Genomic DNA, 20,720 nt, shown 5'->3' with positions numbered 1-20,720 from the left:
TGATTCTGTCCCGGAACGCGCTCAACTCCTGAATTCGGAACGCGGGAGGGCGGTTCAGACGTCGATGCGGTAGCCGCGCTTGATCACCGTCGCGACGAGGCCCGGCTCGGGGAGCGCCTGGCGCAGCCGGCTGATCGCGACGTCGACGGCGTGGTCGTCCTGCATCTCGGGCAGCGTCGCGGTGAGGCTCGCCCGGGAGGTGACCGTTCCGCCGGCGGCGAGCAGCACGCGCAGCAGCGTCAGTGAGCTCGGCGGCAGAGTGGTTTGGGCGCCGGCGAGGGAGAACAGCCGGCCGCGAAGCTCGACGGGCCCGAACCGGGTGTCGAGGCGCAGCACCCGCTGCTGCTCGAGGTGGTCGCAGACGAGCTTGATCAGCGCGCCCATCCGGAACCGCTCCGGCACGATCGGTGCCAGCCCGGCGGCGAGCAGGGGGCCGGCGGTGACGGGGCCGACGGCCGCGGCGACGACGGTCTCACTGAACGCGTCCTGCAGCTCCTCCAGACGGCCGATCGAGTCGGCGACGCCGAACAGGGCCATCACGGCAGGGGCGCTTGTGAAGGTGACCGCGTCGACCCCGCCAGCGCAGATCAGGTCGACGAGGCGCAGCACCCGTGCGGAGTCCTCCGGGAGCAGCCAGCGGTAGGGCGCGACGGTCAGCACCGTCGCGCCGGCGGCGACGAGGCGCTCGAGCTGGGGCTGGTCGGTGAAGCCGTGCAGCTGCACCGCGATCGTCTTCCCGGCGGCGCCGTCCCGCAGCACGTAGTCGACGAGGGACTTGGTGGTCTCCTCGTCGCTCATCCCGTCGTCGTCGAGGCCTGCCGCCCGCACGGCGCCGCGCGCCTTCGGGCCGCGCACGAGGATGCTGGAGTGCGCGAGGGTGTCGGTGAGTTCGTGGCCGACACCCGCGGCATCCGCCGCCTCGAACCAGCGCCGGATGCCGTACGAGGTCGTCGCAAGGAGGATGTCGGGCCGGGCGGCGATGATCGTCAGGGTGTCGCTCGTGATGCGGGCGTCGTCCGCCGCGGCCGCGATGCGGATGGCGGGCGCGTGGACGACCTCGGCGCCGCGGCGTTCGAAGGCGGCGATGAGGTCCTCGGAGCGCCGATCGCTCGTGACGGCGATGCGGAAGCCCTCGAGCTGGTCTGCGCGGAACCCGGGCTGGCTTGCTTCGGCGCTCGTGTCGTTGACGGTGTCTCCGGCTCGTTGGATGGTGGCAGGTGGCTGGGGGAAGCGGGGCGGATGTCCCCGGTCAGTGCTCGGCGTTCAGTGCGTGCTCGGCGTTGCCCGCGATGGCCTGCAACAGCTCCTCGCTGGCGGCGTCGTCGTGCTGGGACAATCGTACGACCTCACCGATCACGAGGACGGCGGGGGAGCGGGCGCCGAGTTTCGCGGCGAGCGGGGTGATCGTGTCGAGCCGGGCCTTCGTGGTGCGCTGGCGGGAAGAGAAGCCCTGCTCGATGATCGCGACGGGCATGTCTGTCCGCATCCCGTGGCGGGCGAGCCCCGCTGTGAGGTGCGGCAGGGTCCCGACGCCCATCAGGACCACGATCGTGCCGCCGAGCCCGGCGAGGTGGGCGAGCTCGTTCTCGCTGAGCGGCGCGTGGCCGGAGAGCACGGTGAAGACCCGGCTGAGTTCCCGGTGGGTGACCGGGATGCCCGCGGCGGCCGGCACCGAGATCGCGCTCGTGACCCCGGAGATGACGGTGACCGGCACGCCGGCCTCGCGGCACGCGAGTACCTCCTCGCCGCCGCGCCCGAACACGAACGGGTCGCCGCCCTTGAGGCGGACGACGGTGAGGCCGGCGAGGGCGCTGTCGACGAGCATCCGCTCGATGTCGGCCTGTGGGGTGGCGTGATGGCCCGGCGTCTTGCCGACGTCGACGTGCTCGGCACCGGGGCACCACTCGTCGAGCCGGCCGTGCGGGCTGAGCTTGTCGTAGAAGACGATGTCGGCGTCGCGGAGCGCCTGGACACCGGCCATCGTGAGGAGACCGTCGTCGCCGGGGCCGCCGCCGACGAGGGTCACCCGGCCGAGCGGGGCGACGGACGCCGCGGGTTCGCGACTGAGCCAGACGCGCTGCGCGGCGCAGGCATCGACGATGATGCGCTCGGTGGACTCGGAGACCTCGACGAGCACGACCAGGTCGACCGCCGAGACGAGGTCACGCCAGCCGTGCGGGAAATGCGGGTATTCGACGGGTCGCACCTGCGGGTGCGGCCGTTCCGGCGGATGCCCGTCGACGGTGACAGAGGCGAGGTAGACGATCGCCTCTGCGGCCAGGAACCGGGCGAGCACCCGCCTGGCCGCGAGGGCACCTCCGAAGACGAGGACCCGGCGGCCGGCCAGGTCGAGGCTGATGTCCATGGTTCACACTCCCTGTCGCAGTTCGATGGCGCGTTCGGTGGTGCTGGCGGTACCGGTGTCGGCGGCAGTGGTGTCACGGGGCCGGACCGGGATACTCGGACCGGAGAGCAGCACGGCCTCGCGCTCCGCAGGCCGCGCCGGCCGGGGCTGGTCGCGTTCGATGACCTGCATGAGCGCGGGGTCCGCGGTTCCGGGGGCGTTGACGAAGGAGCGGAACCGGCGCAGGCGCTCCGGATCCTTGAGGGTCGCGGCCCATTCGTCTTCGTAGTGGCCGACGTGGGCGAGCATGGCGGCCTCGAGCTCCTCGGCGATACCGAGGGAGTCGTTGCAGACGACGTCGCGCACGTGGTCGAGCCCGCCCTCGAGGTCTTCCTGCCAGCGGGCGGTGCGCTGCAGCCGGTCGCCGGTGCGGATGTAGTACATCAGGTACCGGTCGATGTACTTGATCAGGGTCTCGTCGTCGAGGTCCTGGGCGAGGAGCTGCGCGTGGGCGGGCTGGAAGCCGCCGTTACCGCCGACATAGAGGTTCCAGCCCTGGTCGGTCGCGATGATGCCGACGTCCTTGCTGCGCGCCTCCGCGCACTCGCGGGCGCAGCCGGAGACGCCGAGCTTGAACTTGTGCGGTGCGCGGAGTCCCCGGTAGCGCAGCTCGAGGTTGATCGCCATCGCGACGGAGTCCTGCACGCCGAAGCGGCACCAGGTCGACCCGACGCAGCTCTTGACCGTGCGGAGGGACTTGCCGTATGCCTGGCCGGACTCGAACCCGGCCTCGACGAGGATCTTCCAGATGTCGGGAAGCTGTTCCAGGCGGGCGCCGAACAGGTCGATGCGTTGGCCGCCGGTGATCTTGGTATACAGGTTGAAGTCGGCGGCGACCTCGGCGATGACCTTGAGCTTGGCCGGCGTGATCTCGCCGCCCGGGATCCGGGGCACGACCGAGTACGTGCCGTCCTTCTGCATGTTGGCGAGGGCGCGGTCGTTGGTGTCCTGCAGGGCGCCGCGGCCGCCGTCGAGGATGTACCCCGAGGTCTGCGTCGCGAGGATCGAGGCGATCACGGGCTTGCAGATGTCGCAGCCGAGTCCGCTGCCGAACCGGCCCATGATCTCGTCGAAATGGGTGAGCTGCAGGATGCGGACGGATTCGAAGAGCTCGCTCCGGCTGAGCGCGATGTGCTCGCAGAGGGCGTGCGAGACGGCGATGCCTGCCCGGGTCAGTTCCGTCTCGAGGATCTTCTTGACGAGGGGAACGCACGAGCCGCACTGGGTGCCCGCGCGGGTGCACGCCTTGAGCGGGCCGAGTTCGGTGCAGGCCTCGGTGTGCTCGTCGCCGCGGATGGCGGAGCGCACGGCTCCGACCGAGACGTTGTTGCAGGAACAGAGCTGCACGTCGTCCGGCAGGTCGGTGTTCGCCGGCGGCTCGGCGCCGGCCGCGGAGAGGTAGGCGCTCGGTTCGGCGCCGAGCTCGCGGCCGAGCAGGGGCCGGAGCGCCGTGTATGGCGAGGCGTCGCCGACGAAGATGCCGCCGAGGAGGGTCTTCGCGTCTCCCGTGACGACGATCTTCTGGTACAGGCCCCTGGCCGGGTCGGCGTAGACGACCTCGAGGGAGTGTTCCGCGGCGGCGAGGGCGTCTCCGAAGCTCGCGACCTCGACCCCGGAGAGCTTGAGCTTGGTGGCGTCGTCGATGCCGGGGAAGACGGCGGCGCCGCCGTGCAGCCGGTCGGCGACGACCTCGGCCATCGCGTTCGCCGGGGCGACGAGGCCGACGCAGCTGCCGTTGACGCTCGCGACCTCCCCGATGGCCCAGATGTGCGGGATCGACGTGCCGCAGGCATCCGTGATCTCGATGCCGCCGCGCGGGCCGAGCTCGAGTCCCGCCGCGCGGGCGAGTTCGTCGCGCGGCGTGATGCCGATCGAGAACACGACGAGGTCGGCGTGCAGCTGGGTGCCGTTGGTGAGTGTGACGCCGAGGACGCGGCCGGTCGGGGAGGTGAGCACCTCGGTGGGCCGGTTGCCGAGGGCGAGGGTGATGCCCTGGGCCTGGATCAGCCGGCCGAGCGCCTGCCCTGCTCCCTCGTCGAGCTGGGCGCTCATCAGCCAGCGGCCGGAGTGCACGATCGTGGCGAGCCCGCCGAGGCGCTGCAGGCCGCCCGCGGCCTCGAGGCCGAGAAGGCCGCCGCCGACGACGACGACGTTCGCGGGCCGGCCGAGCCGCTCGCGGAGACGGGCGACCTCTGCGACGAGGAAGTCGACGTCCTCGATGGTGCGATAGACGTGGCCGGCTTCGGCGCCGGGAATGGGCGGCACGGTGGCGGACGATCCCGTCGCGAACACGAGCTCGTCGTAGGAGAGGGTCTCGCCATCGGCGAGGGTGACCGTGCGGCCGGTGGGGTCGACGCTGTCCACCCGGCTGCCGCCACGGTAGGTGACGCCGGGGGTCTCCCAGAGTGCCCGGTCGCCGAGGGTGAGGTCCTCGGAGTCGACGAGGCGGCGGGACAGGGCGACTCGGTCGTACGGCAGGTGGTCCTCATCGCCGAGGACGAGGAGTTCGCGGCCATGACCCGGGGTGGACCTGGCCTGCATGGCCTCGGTGAACCGGTGTGCGGCGGGGCCGCCGCCGATGACGACGACGCGTCGGGGGGCGCCGGACGGCCCTGAGTGAGCCTGAGCGGCGTCGAACGTGACGTTGTCCATGGCGGAGCCTTCCGTAGGTGGTGCTGCCAGCCTAAAAGGGCCGCGTTTCCCCTCGGTTGCGCCCATGTAACAAGGTGTGACCGGGACCTCACCGGCCTGCCCGGGGAGGGTGAGGACTTCTTTACGCATTCGACGCGTCCGGCGCGGACCCGCGAAACGTGGCCGATTTAGCGTGAGGGAATCGCCCACCCGGCAGGCATACCTCACAGAAAGCGGGATCACTCGTGAACCACCCCGGCACCTGGATCCGCGTCTGTTCCCTCGACGAACTCGAGCCGCTCTGGGGCGAAGCCGCCCTCGTCGGCGATGAGCAGCTCGCCATCCTGCTGCTTCCGAACGGCGGCCTCTACGCCGTCGACAACCGTGACCCCGCAACCGGGTCGTTCGTGATGAGCCGCGGCATCGTCGGCTCGCGCGGTGACCGGTTCACCATCGCCTCGCCCCTGCACAAGCAGGTCTACGACCTCGAGACCGGCGAATGCTTCACCACCGCCGAGTACTCGCTGCGCACCTATCCGGTCAGGGTCGAGGACGGCGAGGTGCACGTGCACCTCTCCGAAGCCGCCTGACGTTTCCCCCGACGTTTCCCCTGACTCTTTCCCCGATCTTCCCCTATCCGTCCCCTGCACACCCCTCCCGAGGAGAACACCATGACTGCAGTCGATACCCCCACAACCGGTCTCCGCACCGGCCCGAGCCTCGTCCACCGCCCCGGCCGATGGATCGACAACTGGAACGCCGAAGACACCACCCAGTGGAACGACGGCGGCAAGGCCATCGCCTCCCGCAACCTGAAGTGGTCGATCTTCGCCGAATTCCTCGGCTTCGTGATCTGGCAGCTCTGGAGCATCGTCGTCGTGCAGCTGCCCAAGGCCGGCTTCACCTTCGACACCGGCCAGATCTTCTGGCTCATCTCGATGCCGAGCCTCGTCGGTGCGACGCTCCGCTTCCCATACACGTTCATGGTGGCCCGCTTCGGCGGCCGCAACTGGACCATCATCTCCGCCGGCCTGCTCCTGATCCCGTCGATCGCCCTCGGGATCTGCGTCGGCAACCCGGCCACCCCGTTCCCGGTGATGCTCTTCGTGGCTGCTCTCGCCGGCCTCGGCGGCGGCAACTTCGCAAGCTCGATGTCCAACATCACCTACTTCTACCCGCAGAGCCAGAAGGGCTGGGCCCTCGGACTCAACGCGGCGGGAGGCAACCTCGGTGCCGCCGTCGCCCAGCTCGTCGTCCCGATCGTGATCACCATCGGTGCCGCCGGAACACTCAACCTCTCGCTCGCCGGCTGGTTCTGGGTGCCGTTCATCCTCGTCGCGATGTGGGGCGCCTGGAAGCACATGGACAACCTGTCGAGCGCCAAGGCCGACTTCGCCGGTTCGCTCGCCGCGCTCCGCGAACCGCACCTCTGGATCCTCGCCCTGCTCTACATCGGCACCTTCGGCTCCTTCATCGGCTTCGCGAGCGTCTTCCCGAAGCTCATCGCCGACCAGTTCCCGGCATACTCGACCTTCCACATCATGGCCGCGTCGATCTCCCTCGCCTTCCTCGGCGCCCTCGTCGGTTCCCTCGCCCGCCCGGCCGGCGGCAAGCTCGCCGACCGTTTCGGCGGAGCCCGCGTCACGATCGCGGCCTTCGGCGTGATGGCCCTCGGCGCGCTGCTCGTGATCGCGGTGCTCTCCCTCGGCAACTTCTGGCTGTTCCTCGCGAGCTTCCTGCTCATCTTCGTCGCGACCGGTGTCGGCAACGGGTCGACGTACCGGATGATCCCGAGCGTCTTCGCCGCCCGCAGCGGCGTCAGCGACGCCCACACCAACTCGGGCGACGTGAGCACCCAGCGGAAGACCGCAGCAGCCCTCGGCCTCATCTCCGCGATCGGCGCATACGGCGGATTCATCATTCCCCAGGTCCTCGGCAACTCGAAGATCGCGACCGGCAGCTACACCGGCGCGATCTACGGTTTCATCGGCGCCTACCTCGTGATGATGGCCGTCACCGCGTTCTTCTACCTCCGCCGCGGCTCCTCCGTGGCCGGGCAGCGCATCTAGCGCGCGCCCGTTCCCGCGCCATCACCGACGCCACCAGCAACAGGAGACCCCGTGACCGCACCCCTCGCATCCGCCGCCCGCCCGGGCGTCGACACGCACTGCCCATACTGTGCGCTGCAGTGCGCGATGACCCTGACACCGACGTATGCCGAGATCGGCATGCAGTCGGGTGGTGCCGGTGCTGGCACGGATACCGCGGCGCGGCCCGGTCTGACCGTCGCCGGCCGGGCGTTCCCCACCAACCGGGGCGGCCTGTGCAAGAAGGGCTGGACCGCCGCGGAACTGCTCACATCCCCGGAACGGATCCTGACCCCGATGCTCCGGCAACCGGACGGCGCCTTCGCCCCGGCGAGCTGGGCGGAGGCGCTCGACCTCGTGGCCGAGCGGCTCGCCGGGAGCCGGGCGCGGCACGGCGCCGACTCGGTCGGGGTGTTCGGCGGCGGCGGGCTGACCAACGAGAAGGCCTACCAGCTGGGCAAGTTCACCCGGGTCGCGCTCGGCTCTTCCCGGATCGACTACAACGGCCGGTTCTGCATGTCGTCGGCCGCGGCAGCGGGCAACCGCGCCTTCGGCGTCGACCGGGGACTGCCGTTCCCTGTCGAGGACCTCGACGCGGCGGATACCATCCTCATCCTCGGCTCCAACGTCGCGCAGACCATGCCGCCGTTCATCGGTCATCTCGAGGGCGCCCGGAGCGCCGGCGGCCTGATCGTCGTCGACCCGCGTCGCTCGGCGACCGCGCGCCTCACCGAGGACGGCGGTGGCATGCACGTCCAGCCGACGCCCGGCAGCGACCTCGTGCTCCTGCTCGGCCTGACCAACATCGTCATCACCGAACGCCTCATCGATACCGACTATCTCGAACGGCGCACGGTCGGCTTCGAGGCCCTCCGCCGCAGCGTCTCCCGGTGGTGGCCCGAACGGGTGCAGCAGCTCACCGGCGTTCCGGTGCCGCAGCTGCGCGAGCTCGCCCGCCGGCTCGCGGCCGGATCGGGCACATACATCCTCACCGGGCGCGGCGTCGAGCAGCACGTCGACGGCACGGACACCGCGACCGCCGCGATCAACCTCGCCCTCGTGCTCGGCCTCGTCGGCACCCGCCATTCCGGCTATGGAACCCTGACCGGGCAGGGCAACGGCCAGGGCGGTCGCGAGCACGGCCAGAAGTGCGACCAGCTCCCCGGCTACCGCAAGATCACCGACCCGGCCGCCCGCGCCCACGTCGCCGGCGTCTGGGGCGTCACGCCCGAGAGCCTGCCGGGGGCCGGCGTGCCCGCGATCGAGCTGCTCGACTCGCTCGGCGTGTCCGGCGGCGTCCGCTGCCTGCTCGTGCACGGCTCGAACGTCGTCGTGTCCGCCCCGGACTCCAACCGGGTGCGTGCCGGCCTCGAGGCTCTCGATTTCCTCGTGGTCTGCGACTTCTTCTTCTCCGAGACCGCGCGCTTCGCCGACGTCGTGCTGCCGGTCACCCAGTGGGCGGAGGAGGACGGCACGATGACCTCGCTCGAGGGCAGGGTCATCCGCCGCCGTACCGCGATCGGCGCGCCGGACGGGGTGCGGAGCGAACTCTGGATCTTCCAGGAACTCGCGCGCCGGCTCGGCTCCGCCGGCACCTTCAGCGCCGACCCGGCCGAGGTGTTCGACGAGCTCTGCCTCGCGAGCGCGGGCGGCCTGGCCGACTATTCCGGACTGAGCTACGGGCTGCTCGACACGGGGGAGGCCGCATACTGGCCGTACCCGGTCGGGTCGACCGGAACCCCGCGGCTCTTCCTCGACCGTTTTGCGCACGCAGACGGCCGCGCGCGCATCGTCGCCGTGCACGCGAGGGTGACGGATGCGCCGGCCCAACGGGACGGTACGGTCACGCTCATCACCGGCCGGCTCCTCGAGCACTACCAGTCGGGGGCCCAGACCCGCCGGGTCCCCGAGCTGCACCAGGCCCAGCCTCAGGCCAGGCTCCAGGTGCACCCGGCGACCGCGGCCCGACTCGGTCTCGTCGACGGTGGCGAGGTCGAGGTCGGCAACATGCAGGGAACCGTGACCTGTGTCGCCGAGGTGACCGGCGGCATCCGCCCAGACACCGTGTTCCTGCCGTTCCATTTCCCCGGTGCCCAGCGCGCGAACCTGCTCACCCTCGGGGTCACCGACCCCGTCTCGGGCATGCCGGAATTCAAGCGCACGACCGTGCGGGTGCGCGCGCTCGTGCGGACACCGGGGTCCGGGCCTGCCGGTCCCGTTTCCGTCCCGTCGATTCGAACGGATGCCCATGCCTGAGCCGATCCCCGCAGCACCCGTCGGGAGCGTTCCCGCTGCCGTTCCCGCTGCCGTTCCCGCTTCCCCGGCGCCGCGCCGGATCGTCCTCGTCGGCTACGGCCCGGTCGGGGCCCGCCTCGTCGAGGAGCTGCTCCCGGTCGTGCGGGCCGGCCTCGCCACCCTGACCGTCGTCGGAGCGGAGTCGGCGGACGCCTACAACCGGGTGCTCATTGCCGACTACGCCGTCGGCCGCTCCGACCGGGACACCCTCGAGGTGACGGACACCGACGCGGCCAGGGCGGCGGGCGTCGACATCCGCACCGGCGAGATCGTCACCCGGATCAACCGGGTGCGACGCACGGTGACCCTCGGCGACGGCACGGACCTCGGCTACGACCGGCTCGTGCTTGCGACCGGTGCCCGGGCCAACGTCCCGACCCTCGACGGGGTGACCCGGCTGCGCCGCACCCTGATGCGCCCGCCGACGGATGCCGGTGCACTCGACACCGCCGACGCGCCGTTGCCGCGCGGGGTCACCGCGCTCCGCGACCTCGACGACGCGGCGACGGTGCTCGAGACCGTCCGCTCCGGAGGCCGGATCGTCGTGCTCGGCGCCGGGGTGCTCGGCATGGAGTTCGCGCTCGCCGCGGCCCAGGCCGGGAGCGACGTCTGCGTCGTCTACCACGCCGACATCCCGCTGAACCGCAATCTCGACCGTGGCGGCGGAACGGTGCTCGCCCGCAGCGCCCGCAGGGCCGGCGTCACCATGGTCAGCCACGCCAGGGCCGAGAGCATTCTCTTCACCGTCGACGCCGACGGCCACGACCGCTTCGACGCACTCATCTGCGCCGACGGCAAGCAGATCCCCGGGGACCTGCTCGTGCTCAGCTGCGGCATCGGCGCCCGCACCGAACTCGCCGGCCTCTCCGGGCTCAGCGTGTCGACGGGCATCCTCGTCGACGAGTCCCTGCGGAGCTGGACGGACCCCGCCGTCTTCGCGATCGGCGACTGTGCGCACGTCGCCCCCCGGCCGGCCCCCGGCGCCTCCACGGCCACGCCTGCCGGAGGGCCCACCGGCCTGATCGGACCCGGCTGGCGCCAGGCCGACTGGCTCGCCGCCCGCTTCGCCGCGGAAATCGAGCACGATGCCCGGGCTGGGGCAGTCACTTCTCCTGCGACTGCCGCCGCCGATGTGGCTGCTCCCGCCGATTTCGGGCCGGCGCTCGCCGTGCAGGCGCACGGCGTCGTCATGCTCAAGGCGGAGGGCATCGACGTCGTCGCCGCCGGCGACACGAGCGCTGACCCCTGGGACATCGACCCTGCGCACCCGGACGACGGCCACGGGGCCGCCGAGCCCGTTCACGGCAGGGACTGCGCGGCGGCACCGGGCGCGACCGCGCCGCGCCTGGGCGTGTCGCAGTGGTCAGACCCCGAGCACGGCCGCTACGTGAAGATGGTCACGCGCGGCGGCATCCTCACCGGCTTCATCTGCGTCGGGATGCCGCGCACCGGTGCCGAACTCGCCCTGCTCTTCGAGCGCGGCAGCGAACTGCCCGCCGACCGTTCGCTGCTGCTGCGCTACGACGGCCCCGACGTCGACCCGGCGGGCGGCGGCGACGCCTTCGCCCCCGACGCGACGGTCTGCTGGTGCAACGGGGTCACGGCCGGCGCGATCACCGCGTCAGCGGCGGCCGGAAACACCGACGTCGCCTGCATCGGCTCGGCCACCCGCGCCGGAACCGGCTGCGGCGGGTGCAGAGGCCGAATCGGCGAGGTCCTTGAGCGTTTCGCCCTGACGAATTCGACGGAGATTGTGGGCTGAACACCCCGAAAATGTGCCTCCCACAGGTGTGAAACTCAAAAACTCCGTCGAATTGGTGAGGTTCGGGGACGGCGGCCCGACCCGGCCTACCATGGGACGCATGCGAGCGAAGCCCGAGCGAACCCCTCAGCAGGCACAACGGCAGACACCACGGCAGACTCCGGCTGAGTCCGCCGGGTCCGAGCACTCTGGTGCCAGGGACAGCACCCTGAAGTCGCTGCTCGTCGACCGGCTGGGGTGGCTGAGCATCCGCAGCGCCCAGCTGATCGTCGTGATCGTGCTGGGAATCGGCGTGGTGTTCGCCCTCGTGCAGCTCAAACTCGTCGTGATCCCCACGCTCGTCGCACTCATCCTGGCGGCGGCGCTCAGCCCACTCGTGCGCTGGCTGCGCGCCCGTGGAGTTCCACGAACGCTGGCGACCTGGCTCACCCTGCTCGGCGGGGTCATCGTGCTCGGGGGCATCGTGACCCTGATCGTCTTCGCCGTGCGCAACCAGTGGTCCGAGCTCGTCACCGCGGCCTCCGACGGCCTCGACCAGTTGCAGGGCTACCTGACGACCGGCCCGCTTTCGCTCGATGCCACCCAATTCGAGGCCGCCAGGAACGCCGTGATCGGCTTCGTGACGAGTGCCGAGTTCGGCAGCGGCGCACTCGCCGGGGTGTCCGCCGCGGCCGAGGTGCTCACCGGAGCCGCCCTCGTCGTCGTCATCCTGTTCTTCTTCCTCAAGGACGCCGCATCGATCTGGGCCTTCTTCCTGACGCCGTTGCGCGGCTCCGCCCTCGCGCGCGCGCGCCGCATCGGCACGACCGCACCGACGGTCCTCGGACAATACGTGCGCGGGACCGCGACCATCGCGCTCTTCGACGGCGTCGTCATCGGCGCGAGCCTGGCCATCCTGCAGGTGCCGCTCGCCCTGCCGCTCGCGGCGATCGTCTTCCTCACGGCATTCATCCCCTTGATCGGCGCGACGATCGCCGGGATCCTCGCCGCGCTCGTCGCCCTCGTCTTCAACGGGCCGATCGTCGCTCTCATCGTCGTGGTCATCGTCGTCGTGGTCAACCAGCTCGAAGGCGACCTGCTGAACCCGATCGTTATGGCCGGCGCACTCAAGCTGCACCCCCTCGTGATCCTCGTCGCCCTCACGGCGGGCACCGTGCTCGGCGGCATCGCCGGCGCGGTGCTCGCGGTGCCGCTCGTCGCCGTCGCGTGGTCGATCGTGCGCGTCTGGGACCACCCCGTCGCCCCGAGCCCGCCGCCGCGCCGATTCTTCCGCGGAAAGTCCGGTGCCGGCGGCACGTCGGCCGCTGCCCGCGTCCAGCGCGACGGCTGACCCAGGGACAGGATCCACCTCCTCCGGCCGTGAGGCCTGAGAGCAGAGGCCATTGTCGGGGCCGGGGTTGCAGCCTACGATGTCGGCATCCGGCTGACGGCGACCCGGTGACACCCGGGCCCGGACACCGGCCCCACTCCGGCGAGGAGGCCTGGAATGTCGGTGTCCACCCTGAAATCGGTCGTCGACCGCGCGTTCGCGGAACGCTACGGCGTGCCGGCGATCAACATCGTGAACGACCTCACGATGGAGGCCGTCCTGGCCGGGGCGGTCGAGGCGCGGTCACCGGTGATCGTGCAGACCTCGGTCAAGACCGTGAAGTCGATCGGGTCGCGTGTGCTCTTCAGCATGTGGGAATCGATGACCGCCGGCATCGACGTGCCGGTGGTGCTGCACCTCGACCACTGCCCCGACCGGGCGGTCATCACCGAATGCCTCGAGCGCGGCTGGAACTCGGTGCTCTTCGACGCGTCCCGGCTCCCGGTCGCGGAAAATCAGCGGCAGACCATCGAGGTCGTCGCGGAGGCCCGCACCTTCGGTGCGCACGTCGAGGGTGAGATCGAGTCGATCACCGGGGTCGAGGACGGCATCGGCTCGGACACGGCATCCGCGAGGCAGTCCCTCGAGATCTCCCTGCGCTTCATCGAGGAGACCGGCGTCGACGTTTTCGCACCCGCGATCGGCAACGCCCACGGCGTCTACACCCGGGAACCGGTCCTCGACCTCCGGCGGGTGAGCGACATCGTCACCGCGCACCCGATCCCGATCGCCCTCCACGGCGGGAGCGGCCTGAGCCCGGGCCAGTTCGCCGAACTCATCGCGCTCGGATGCGCCAAGGTCAACATTTCCACGGCGCTCAAGATCACCTTCATGCAGTCGAGCCTCGCCTATCTCAAAGACGCGGAGGCGCGCGACAAGTGGGACCCGCCGTCCTTGTTCGGGCAGGTTCGTTCCGACATCGTCGCGCTGACCCGTGGACTCGCCGAGCAATTCGGCAGCGCAGGGAAGGCCTGACGGATGCCGGCCCTCATCTTCGACTGCGACGGCGTCCTCGCCGACACCGAGCGCGACGGCCACCTGCCGGCGTTCAACCAGACCTTCCGGGAATTCGCCGTCCCTGTACGGTGGAGCGATTCCGACTACGCCGTCAAGGTCAGGATCGGTGGCGGCAAGGAGCGGATGCGGAGCGCCGTGACGCCCGCGGTCGCCGCCGTCATCGGCCTTCCGGACGATCCGGGCGCCCTCGACGAGGCCGTCGCGCGCTGGCATCGACGGAAGACCGCGATCTACACCGACGCCGTGGCGCGCGGCGCACTCCCCGGCCGCCCCGGCATCAGACGGATCACGGCGGACGCGGACGCGGCAGGCTGGACGCTCGCCGTCGCATCCACGTCGGCTGAGGCATCCGTCCGCGCCGTGCTCACCGAGGCGGTCGGACCCGACCTCGCCGCGCACTTCCGGGTCTTCGCAGGGGACATCGTCGCGGCCAAGAAGCCAGCCCCCGACATCTACCTCCTCGCCCTCCGCGAACTCGGTGTCCCGGCAGCCGAGGCCCTCGTCATCGAGGACAGCGCCAACGGCCTCCAGGCGGCGCTCGCCGCGGGTCTCCGCACGCTCATCACCGTCAGCGGCTACACGGCGGCCGAGGACTTCACCGGCGCCTCCCTCGTCGTCACCTCGCTCGGCGACCCCGGCGGCCCCACCGCGATCACCCTGAAGGACCCGCTGCGCCTCGACGTCGGCCGCACCGTCGAACTGACCGATCTCACCGCCATCCTGGCCGCACCAGGACCGATCACACCAGGACCGACCTCCCCGGAACCGGAGACCCCATGACCCGCAGCAGTCTCGACGACACCGAATTCGTCGTGCACAGCATCGCCCAGACCGCGGTCGACAACGAACGCGAGTTCGGCGACCTCGACGCCGTCGTCGGCGACGGCGACTTCGGGTTCTCCCTCGCCCGCGGCTTCGAGATCGTCCTCGCCGACTGGCCGGACTTCGACCGCAGTTCCCCCGCCGACTTCCTGAAGAAGATCGCCCTCGTCATCTCCGGACGGATCGGCGGAACCTCCGGCCCGCTCTGGGGCACCGCGTTCCTGCGGGCATCGGCGGCCGTCGCAGGCAAGACCGACCTCGACGGCGACGACGTCGTCGCCATGCTCCGGGCAGCGACAGAGGGCATCAAAGCGCGGGGCAAGTCCGATCTCGGCGACAAGACCCTCCTCGACGCCCTCGTCCCGGCAACGGATGCCTTCGAGGCCGAAATCCACGCCGGGAGTGCCGGCACGGTTGCGCTCGCCCGTGCCGCCGTCGTCGCGCGGGAACGCGCGGACGCGCGGACGCGACGAGCTTCCTGCAGGCCCGCCGCGGCCGGGCGAGCTACACGGGGGAACGCAGCATCGGTTCCCCAGACCCGGGGGCCGTCGCCGTCGCCGTGATCCTCGAACGGCTCAGCCGGGAATGGGCCGCGCGCGACGACCTCTGATCCACACGACCTTCCGCACGCTATTCCGAACGATCTGCTGCACGTTCCGGACCACCCACGAAGGAGATGGACACATGAAGAAATTCGTCAACGACCCGAAAATGTACGTGCCGGACATGCTCAAGGGCATCGCCCTCGCCAACCCGGACACCCTCCGCTACGAGCCGAAATACAACCTGATCATGCGCGCGGGCGGCCCGAACCCGAACAAGGTGTCGATCATCCAGGGCTCCGGTTCCGGGCACGAACCCGCCCACGTGATGACCGTCGGCCGGGGGATGCTCGACGCGGCCTGCCCCGGCGACGTGTTCGCCGCCCCGCCGATGGACTACGTCTACGAAACCACCAAGCTGATGGCCTCGCCCAAGGGCGTGCTGCTGCTCGTGAACAACTACACCGGCGACCGGATGGCGTTCGAAATGGCCCAGGAGATGGCCGCGTCCGACGGCATCAACGTCAAGACCCTGTTCATCGACGACGACGTCGCCGTGCAGGACTCGACCTGGACGGTCGGTCGTCGCGGCGTCGCGGGCAACTTCTTCGTGATGAAGGCCGTTGGAGCGGCCTCCGAGGCCGGCGCCTCCCTCGACGAGCTCGTCCGGATCGGCGAGAAGGTCGACAGCGTCACCCGCACGATGGGCATCGCCCTCACTTCCTGCACCCCGCCCGCGAAGGGGTCACCGCTCTTCGAGCTCGGCGAGGACGAGATCGAGGTGGGCGTCGGAATCCACGGCGAACCCGGCCGCCGGCGGGCCAAGCTCACGACCGCTGACGAGATGACCGACGAGATGCTTGAGGCCGTCGTGAACGACCTGCCCTTCGTCGCGGGCGACCGCGTCGCTCTCATGATCAACGGGCTCGGCGGCACCCCGATCAGCGAGCTCTACATCCTCTACGGGCACGCGCACGACGAACTGACCCGCCGCGGCATCACGGTCGGGCGCAGCTACGTGGGGGAGTACTGCACCTCCCTCGACATGGCCGGGGCTTCGCTCACGCTCGTGCGTCTCGACGACGAGATCGAGGGCCTGTTGGCCGCGCCCGCCGAGATCGCCGCCCACGTGTTCTAGCGGATGCCGCCGCTCTAGAATGACGCGATGACCAGTTGGAATGAAAGCCGGGCCGCCTACCGGGATGCCGCGGGCTGGTTCGCCGGAACCACCGCGACGATCACGGACCAGTGGGAGCGGGTCGCGCTCGGGGAGTGGACCGTGCGCGACCTCGTCGGCCATACCAGCCGCTCGCTCCTCACCGTGGAGAGTTATCTTGCGGCCGGGCGCGAGGTGTCCGTCGACCCGGAGCACCCGCCGGCGGTCGAGATCGCGAGCGCCGTCGACTACTACGGCGTGATCGGCGTCGGGGCCGGCGACCCTGCCGCGGTCGCGGAGCGGGGCAGGGCGGCCGGACGGGCCCTCGGGGCAGAGCCGGCGGCATCCGTCGCCGGCATCGTCGGCCGCGTACTCGCCGAGGTCGACCGCGCGACCGGCGACGAGTTCGTGCTGACGCCCTTCGGCGGGATGTTGCTGGCCGAATACCTGCCCACGCGCGTGTTCGAACTCGCCGTGCACGGCTGCGACCTCGCCGCGAGCCTCGGCATTCCGCCGACGGTGCCGGAGTCCGCGGTGTCGATCGCCGTGCACCTGCTCGGCGACCTCGCCGTGCGCGGAGGCAAGGGCCCGGAGTTGCTTCTCGCCGGCACGGGGCGTGGACCGTTGACCGACCGGTTCAGCGTGCTCTGAATTCTGCTAAGCTCTCTAGGTTGCCGTCCAACGGCCGCGGAACAAGAGAGCCCAGGCATTCGGCCCACGGGCACCGCGCAGTGAGAGAAAGGGGATCCCATCTATGGCACTCGAAGCTAATGCTAAGAAGGCGATCATCGAAAAGTACGCTACCCACCCAGGCGACACCGGGTCCCCCGAAGTCCAGATTGCCATGCTCACGCAGCGCATCCTCGACCTCACGGAGCACCTGAAAGAGCACAAGCACGACCACCACTCCCGTCGTGGCCTGCTTCTCATGGTTGGTCAGCGTCGCCGTCTGCTCGGCTACCTGTCCGACATCGACATCGCCCGCTACCGCTCGCTCATCGAGCGTCTCGGACTGCGTCGCTAGTCAGGCACGAAACCGGAAGCCGCGTCGATATCGCGCACTTCTGAAGCTGAACTTCAACGAAACGGGCCGTCACCTTCGGGTGGCGGCCCGTTTTGTCTGCCTGCGCGTGGACCTGTGAGCCTCCGCAGTGCGCCTCTCCCTAACACCCTGTTCCCTCAAGGTGGCTGCATAGGAAACCCATAGAGTCCGCTGGCACCGTAGTTAGTGTCAACGAATGAAGGGTGGCACGGAGATGAATGCTCACGAACGCGGTAAGAAGCTCAGCCGGATCGTGACCGGCACGATCGGACTCCTCGCCGTCGTCGCAGCCTCTGCGCTCGGCCTGCACGACTGGGCCGACTCGCTCGCCACGCAGGACGCCTCCGCGACCACGACGACCACGACGACCTCGGGCGACTCGGGCACGACGTCCGGGAGCACGACGACCCAGGCGACCACCGCCCCCGCGGCGCCCGCTGCGCCGAGTGTGTCCTCGGGCAGCGGAACCAAGGTGCACGCCAAGACGAGCGGGTCCTGATGGCCGCCGTCGCGACCGTCGCGACCGACGACTGGAGTCTCTGGAGCACGAGCGCCCGCCTCGTCGTGACCGACCCCGCGCTCCTCCCGGAGGCCCGCCGGATCGCCGACGCCGTGCTCGAGCGCGTGGAACTCGCCTCGAGCCGGTTCCGCCCGGACTCCGAGATCCTGACGAAGGCCCCGCTCTTCCCGGTCGGTGCCCTCGTGAGCGACACACTCGCCGAACTGATGCGCCTCGCCCTCGCCTCCGCGGCGGAGACCGACGGCGATGTCGACCCGACCCTGGCCAACGCCCTCGGCGCGATCGGCTACGACCACGACATCCGCCTGATCCTCGACGACGGCGTCCCGGTGCGCGCGATCGCCTCACCCCGGCCCGGCTGGGCGAGTGTGCGCCTCGTCGGCAACCGCCTGACCGTGCCGGCCCACCTCGGCATCGACCTCGGAGCGACCGCGAAGGCCGCCGCCGCCGACCAGGTCGCCGCCCGTATCGTCGCAGAACTCGGCTGCGGCGTGCTCGTGAGCCTCGGCGGCGACATCGCGACCGCAGGTCCGGCGCCCGCGGGAGGCTGGCAGGTCCTGGTCCAGGATGCCCCGCTCGACCCGAGCGCCCACGTGACCCTCGCCGAGGGCCTCGCCCTCGCGACCTCGAGCACCCAGAAGCGCCGCTGGACGAAGGCCGGCCGCCCCCAGCACCACATCCTCGACCCCGCCTCCGGGCTGCCCGCCGAACCCGTCTGGCGCAGCGTCACGGTCGCGGCCGGGACCTGTCACCGGGCCAACACGCTCAGCACGGCCGCGATCGTCCGCGGCCACAAGGCCGTCGCCTGGCTGCGCGAACTCGGCGTTCCCGCGCGCCTCGTCGACGCCGAGGGTGTGGTCGTCTCCCTCGGCGGCTGGCCGGACGACAACCGGTCAGAGGCCCTGGAAACCTCGGAAACCCCGGCTGCAGCCGACGCCGAAGCCGAAAGGTCGTTCCTGTGAACGAGGCGCTCTGGGCGCTCGGTCGCGGGACAGGGGTCGTCTCCCTCGCCCTCTTCACCGTGTCCGTCCTGCTCGGCATCCTGAACCGGTCCGGCAGGCCGCTCTTCACGTTGCCCCGCTTCTCTGTCGCCCTCGTGCACCGCAACGTTGCTCTGCTCGCGACCGCGTTCCTCGCCATCCACCTCGTCACGCTGTTCGGGGACTCCTACGCCCAGCTCCGGCTCGTCGACTTCGTCGTGCCGTTCCTCGGCGCGGCCAAGCCCTTCTGGCTCGGTCTCGGCACCCTCGCCGTCGACCTGATGCTCGCGATCGTGATCACAGCACTCCTCCGCGGTGTCGTCGGCGTGCGGGTCTTCAAGGCCGTGCACTGGCTCACCTACCTGATGTGGCCCGTTGCGCTGCTGCACTCCATCGGCAACGGCACGGATGTCGGCCAGACCTGGTTCATCGCCTTCGCCGCGACCTGTTCGATGGCCGTTGTCGCCGCGCTCGTCTGGCGCCTGAGCCGCGGTTTCGTCGAGTACCAGAACGTCAGAGTCGAGAGGGCCTCATGAGCAGCACAGCGGACACCCGGCTGTTCCCCGCCGTCCAGGCCCCGGTCGGCACCGCCCGGCTCACGGCCGCCCCTGCCGCAGACTACGCCACCCACCAGTCGACCTTCGGCCCGCTGCCCGCCCACGCGGATTCGGCGGCACTCCTCGCCGCCCTCCGCGACTCCGGTCTCGAGGGCCGCGGCGGCGCCGGCTTCCCGGCGTGGCGCAAGCTCGCCGCCGTCCCTGCCCGCGAACGAGCCCGCCGCCGCCGCGTCGTCGTGATCGGCAATGCCGCGGAGGGCGAACCCCTCAGCCAGAAAGACGCGACCCTGCTGCTCCGGTCGCCGCACCTCGTCATCGACGGGCTCCTCACCGTCGCCGGCGCCCTCGGCGCCCACTCCGTCTACCTTTACGCCCAGGCCTCGGTGATCGAGTCCGCCACCCGCGCCCTCGCCGAGCGGGCGGATGCCTCCGCGATCGAACTGCGGGAAGCGGCGGACACCTTCATCTCGGGTGAGGCATCCGCCGTCGTCAACGCCCTCGCCGGCAGGGCGCCGATTCCCCAGGACCGCACCGTGCGGCTGACCGAATCCGGCCTCGGTGGCCGGCCCACCCTGCTGCACAATGTCGAAACCCTCGCCCACATCGCGCTGATCGCGCGCTTCGGCGCCGCCTGGTTCCGGTCGGTGGGCACGACGGGGGATCCGGGGACGCGACTCGTCACGGTCGGCAGCGACGGGCATCCGTCGAGGGTGCTCGAGGTCGCAGGCGGGTCCCGCATCGGCGACGTGCTCCGGTTCACCGGAGTCGACACCGGGAGCCTTTCGGCAGTGCTCGTCGGCGGCTACCACGGCGCCTGGCTGCCGGCGTACGCCCTCGAGGCCCGCCTCGACCGCGCCGACCTCGCCGGATTCGGCGCGAACCCCGGCGCCGGCATTCTGATGGGGCTCGGCGAACGGCGCTGCCCGATCGCGGTCGCGGCCGCGGTCGCCAGCTACCTCGCCGGCGAGACCGCCGGCCAGTGCGGCCCCTGTGTCAACGGGCTCCCGGCGATGGCCGCCGTGCTCGGGCGTCTCGTCACCGGGGACCGCGACCCGGGGCTCCCCGGGGAGGTGCGCCGCCTCGCGGCCATCGTCACGGGGCGGGGCTCCTGCAACCACCCGGACGGCACCGCCCGGTTCGTGCTCAGCACGCTCACGGTGTTCGCCGATGACGTCACCGCGCACCTGAACGGGCACTGCCGAAAGGACCACCGATGAATCTGCGCACCCCAGAGGCCCGCGGCCCGGCCGCCGCCCTCCTGCACATCGACTGGACGAGGTGCGACGGCCGCGGGCTCTGCACCGAGATCCTGCCGGAACTGCTGGCCCGCGACGACTGGGGCTACCCGCTCGCCTACGGCTACGGTTCTGCCGGCGCCGGCTCGAACGTGCCGGTCCCGGACACCCTGCTCGCCGCGGCAGCGGATGCCGTGTCCCTCTGTCCACGCCAGGCGCTCACCCTCGTCGACCCCTAGTTCCTCGCCGGTCGCGCCAGCGCAGAGAGGGCCCGTCGACGGGGGAGTGACGTAGGCTCGGA

At 70.8% G+C, this 20,720-nt stretch carries 20 protein-coding genes; 17 read left to right on the top strand and 3 right to left on the bottom strand.

What is annotated here, in order from left to right; genetic code table 11:
• Nucleotides 1–54 precede the first annotated feature (54 nt).
• The 3 genes from E3O39_RS01240 to nirB form a co-directional block, all read right to left on the bottom strand.
• Nucleotides 55–1,086 carry a uroporphyrinogen-III synthase gene (locus E3O39_RS01240; RefSeq protein WP_241984937.1) on the bottom strand — a complete coding sequence of 344 codons (1,032 nt, stop codon included), beginning with the start codon at nt 1,084–1,086 and terminating at the stop codon, nt 55–57.
• A gap of 163 nt (nt 1,087–1,249) precedes the next feature.
• Entirely contained in the window at nt 1,250–2,365 is a 1,116-nt protein-coding gene (gene cobA / locus E3O39_RS01235) for a uroporphyrinogen-III C-methyltransferase (RefSeq protein WP_134449581.1), read from the bottom strand.
• A 3-nt stretch (nt 2,366–2,368) separates the two neighbouring features.
• Entirely contained in the window at nt 2,369–5,056 is a 2,688-nt protein-coding gene (gene nirB, locus E3O39_RS01230; RefSeq protein ID WP_134449582.1) for a nitrite reductase large subunit NirB, read from the bottom strand.
• Between the two features lie 224 nt (nt 5,057–5,280).
• On the opposite strand from nirB, the gene nirD reads away from it, so the two are divergent.
• The 17 genes from nirD to E3O39_RS01150 all read left to right on the top strand — a co-directional run bounded on the left by nirD (nt 5,281) and on the right by E3O39_RS01150 (nt 20,658).
• Entirely contained in the window at nt 5,281–5,625 is a 345-nt protein-coding gene (nirD, locus tag E3O39_RS01225) for a nitrite reductase small subunit NirD (RefSeq protein WP_134449583.1), read from the top strand.
• Nucleotides 5,626–5,706: 81 nt separating this feature from the next.
• Nucleotides 5,707–7,104, top strand: coding sequence for an MFS transporter (locus E3O39_RS01220; RefSeq protein WP_134449584.1), 1,398 nt, complete (start codon nt 5,707–5,709; stop codon nt 7,102–7,104).
• Between the two features lie 126 nt (nt 7,105–7,230).
• Nucleotides 7,231–9,378 carry a molybdopterin oxidoreductase family protein gene (locus E3O39_RS01215; RefSeq protein WP_134449633.1) on the top strand — a complete coding sequence of 716 codons (2,148 nt, stop codon included), beginning with the start codon at nt 7,231–7,233 and terminating at the stop codon, nt 9,376–9,378.
• Nucleotides 9,371–11,179, top strand: coding sequence for an NAD(P)/FAD-dependent oxidoreductase (locus E3O39_RS01210; RefSeq protein ID WP_134449585.1), 1,809 nt, complete (start codon nt 9,371–9,373; stop codon nt 11,177–11,179). The genes E3O39_RS01215 and E3O39_RS01210 overlap by 8 nt, the downstream gene beginning before the upstream one ends.
• Nucleotides 11,180–11,279: 100 nt before the next feature.
• Nucleotides 11,280–12,509: an AI-2E family transporter gene (locus tag E3O39_RS01205; RefSeq protein ID WP_134449586.1), complete on the top strand. Its 1,230-nt coding sequence runs from the start codon at nt 11,280–11,282 to the stop codon at nt 12,507–12,509.
• A gap of 156 nt (nt 12,510–12,665) precedes the next feature.
• On the top strand, nt 12,666–13,523 hold the full coding sequence (locus tag E3O39_RS01200) for a class II fructose-bisphosphate aldolase (protein WP_134449587.1): 858 nt from the start codon (nt 12,666–12,668) through the stop codon (nt 13,521–13,523).
• Nucleotides 13,524–13,526: 3 nt separating this feature from the next.
• Nucleotides 13,527–14,345, top strand: a complete 819-nt coding sequence (locus tag E3O39_RS01195) for an HAD-IA family hydrolase (protein WP_134449588.1) — start codon at nt 13,527–13,529, stop codon at nt 14,343–14,345.
• Nucleotides 14,342–14,950, top strand: a complete 609-nt coding sequence (locus E3O39_RS01190) for a dihydroxyacetone kinase family protein (RefSeq protein WP_370294552.1) — start codon at nt 14,342–14,344, stop codon at nt 14,948–14,950. Before E3O39_RS01195 ends, E3O39_RS01190 begins: the two co-directional genes overlap by 4 nt.
• Nucleotides 14,911–14,997: a hypothetical protein gene (locus E3O39_RS19365; protein ID WP_370294556.1), complete on the top strand. Its 87-nt coding sequence runs from the start codon at nt 14,911–14,913 to the stop codon at nt 14,995–14,997. Before E3O39_RS01190 ends, E3O39_RS19365 begins: the two co-directional genes overlap by 40 nt.
• 74 nt (nt 14,998–15,071) lie before the next feature.
• The gene (gene dhaK, locus E3O39_RS01185) at nt 15,072–16,067 is read left to right on the top strand and encodes a dihydroxyacetone kinase subunit DhaK (RefSeq protein ID WP_134449589.1); all 996 of its coding nucleotides are present in this window, start codon (nt 15,072–15,074) and stop codon (nt 16,065–16,067) included.
• Nucleotides 16,068–16,094: 27 nt separating this feature from the next.
• Nucleotides 16,095–16,736, top strand: a complete 642-nt coding sequence (locus E3O39_RS01180) for a maleylpyruvate isomerase N-terminal domain-containing protein (RefSeq protein WP_134449590.1) — start codon at nt 16,095–16,097, stop codon at nt 16,734–16,736.
• Nucleotides 16,737–16,839: 103 nt separating this feature from the next.
• Entirely contained in the window at nt 16,840–17,109 is a 270-nt protein-coding gene (rpsO, locus tag E3O39_RS01175) for a 30S ribosomal protein S15 (protein WP_134449591.1), read from the top strand.
• A gap of 214 nt (nt 17,110–17,323) precedes the next feature.
• Entirely contained in the window at nt 17,324–17,626 is a 303-nt protein-coding gene (locus E3O39_RS01170) for a hypothetical protein (RefSeq protein WP_134449592.1), read from the top strand.
• Nucleotides 17,626–18,609 (top strand): FAD:protein FMN transferase, encoded by a 984-nt coding sequence (locus tag E3O39_RS01165; RefSeq protein WP_134449593.1) that lies wholly within the window; start codon nt 17,626–17,628, stop codon nt 18,607–18,609. Before E3O39_RS01170 ends, E3O39_RS01165 begins: the two co-directional genes overlap by 1 nt.
• Nucleotides 18,606–19,163 (top strand): ferric reductase-like transmembrane domain-containing protein, encoded by a 558-nt coding sequence (locus E3O39_RS01160; RefSeq protein WP_134449594.1) that lies wholly within the window; start codon nt 18,606–18,608, stop codon nt 19,161–19,163. Before E3O39_RS01165 ends, E3O39_RS01160 begins: the two co-directional genes overlap by 4 nt.
• Nucleotides 19,160–20,401: an NADH-ubiquinone oxidoreductase-F iron-sulfur binding region domain-containing protein gene (locus tag E3O39_RS01155; RefSeq protein WP_134449595.1), complete on the top strand. Its 1,242-nt coding sequence runs from the start codon at nt 19,160–19,162 to the stop codon at nt 20,399–20,401. The genes E3O39_RS01160 and E3O39_RS01155 overlap by 4 nt, the downstream gene beginning before the upstream one ends.
• A complete protein-coding gene (locus tag E3O39_RS01150; RefSeq protein WP_134449596.1) occupies nt 20,398–20,658 on the top strand; it encodes a ferredoxin in 261 nt (86 codons plus the stop codon). Before E3O39_RS01155 ends, E3O39_RS01150 begins: the two co-directional genes overlap by 4 nt.
• The last annotated feature ends 62 nt before the right edge of the window (nt 20,659–20,720 follow it).

The sequence above is a fragment of the Cryobacterium sp. MDB2-A-1 genome (genome assembly GCF_004402675.1).
GTDB classification, from domain to species: Bacteria; Actinomycetota; Actinomycetes; order Actinomycetales; family Microbacteriaceae; genus Cryobacterium; species Cryobacterium glucosi.
The sequence above is the reverse complement of the archived record's forward strand: the minus strand, read 5'-3'. Positions and strand labels throughout refer to the sequence as shown.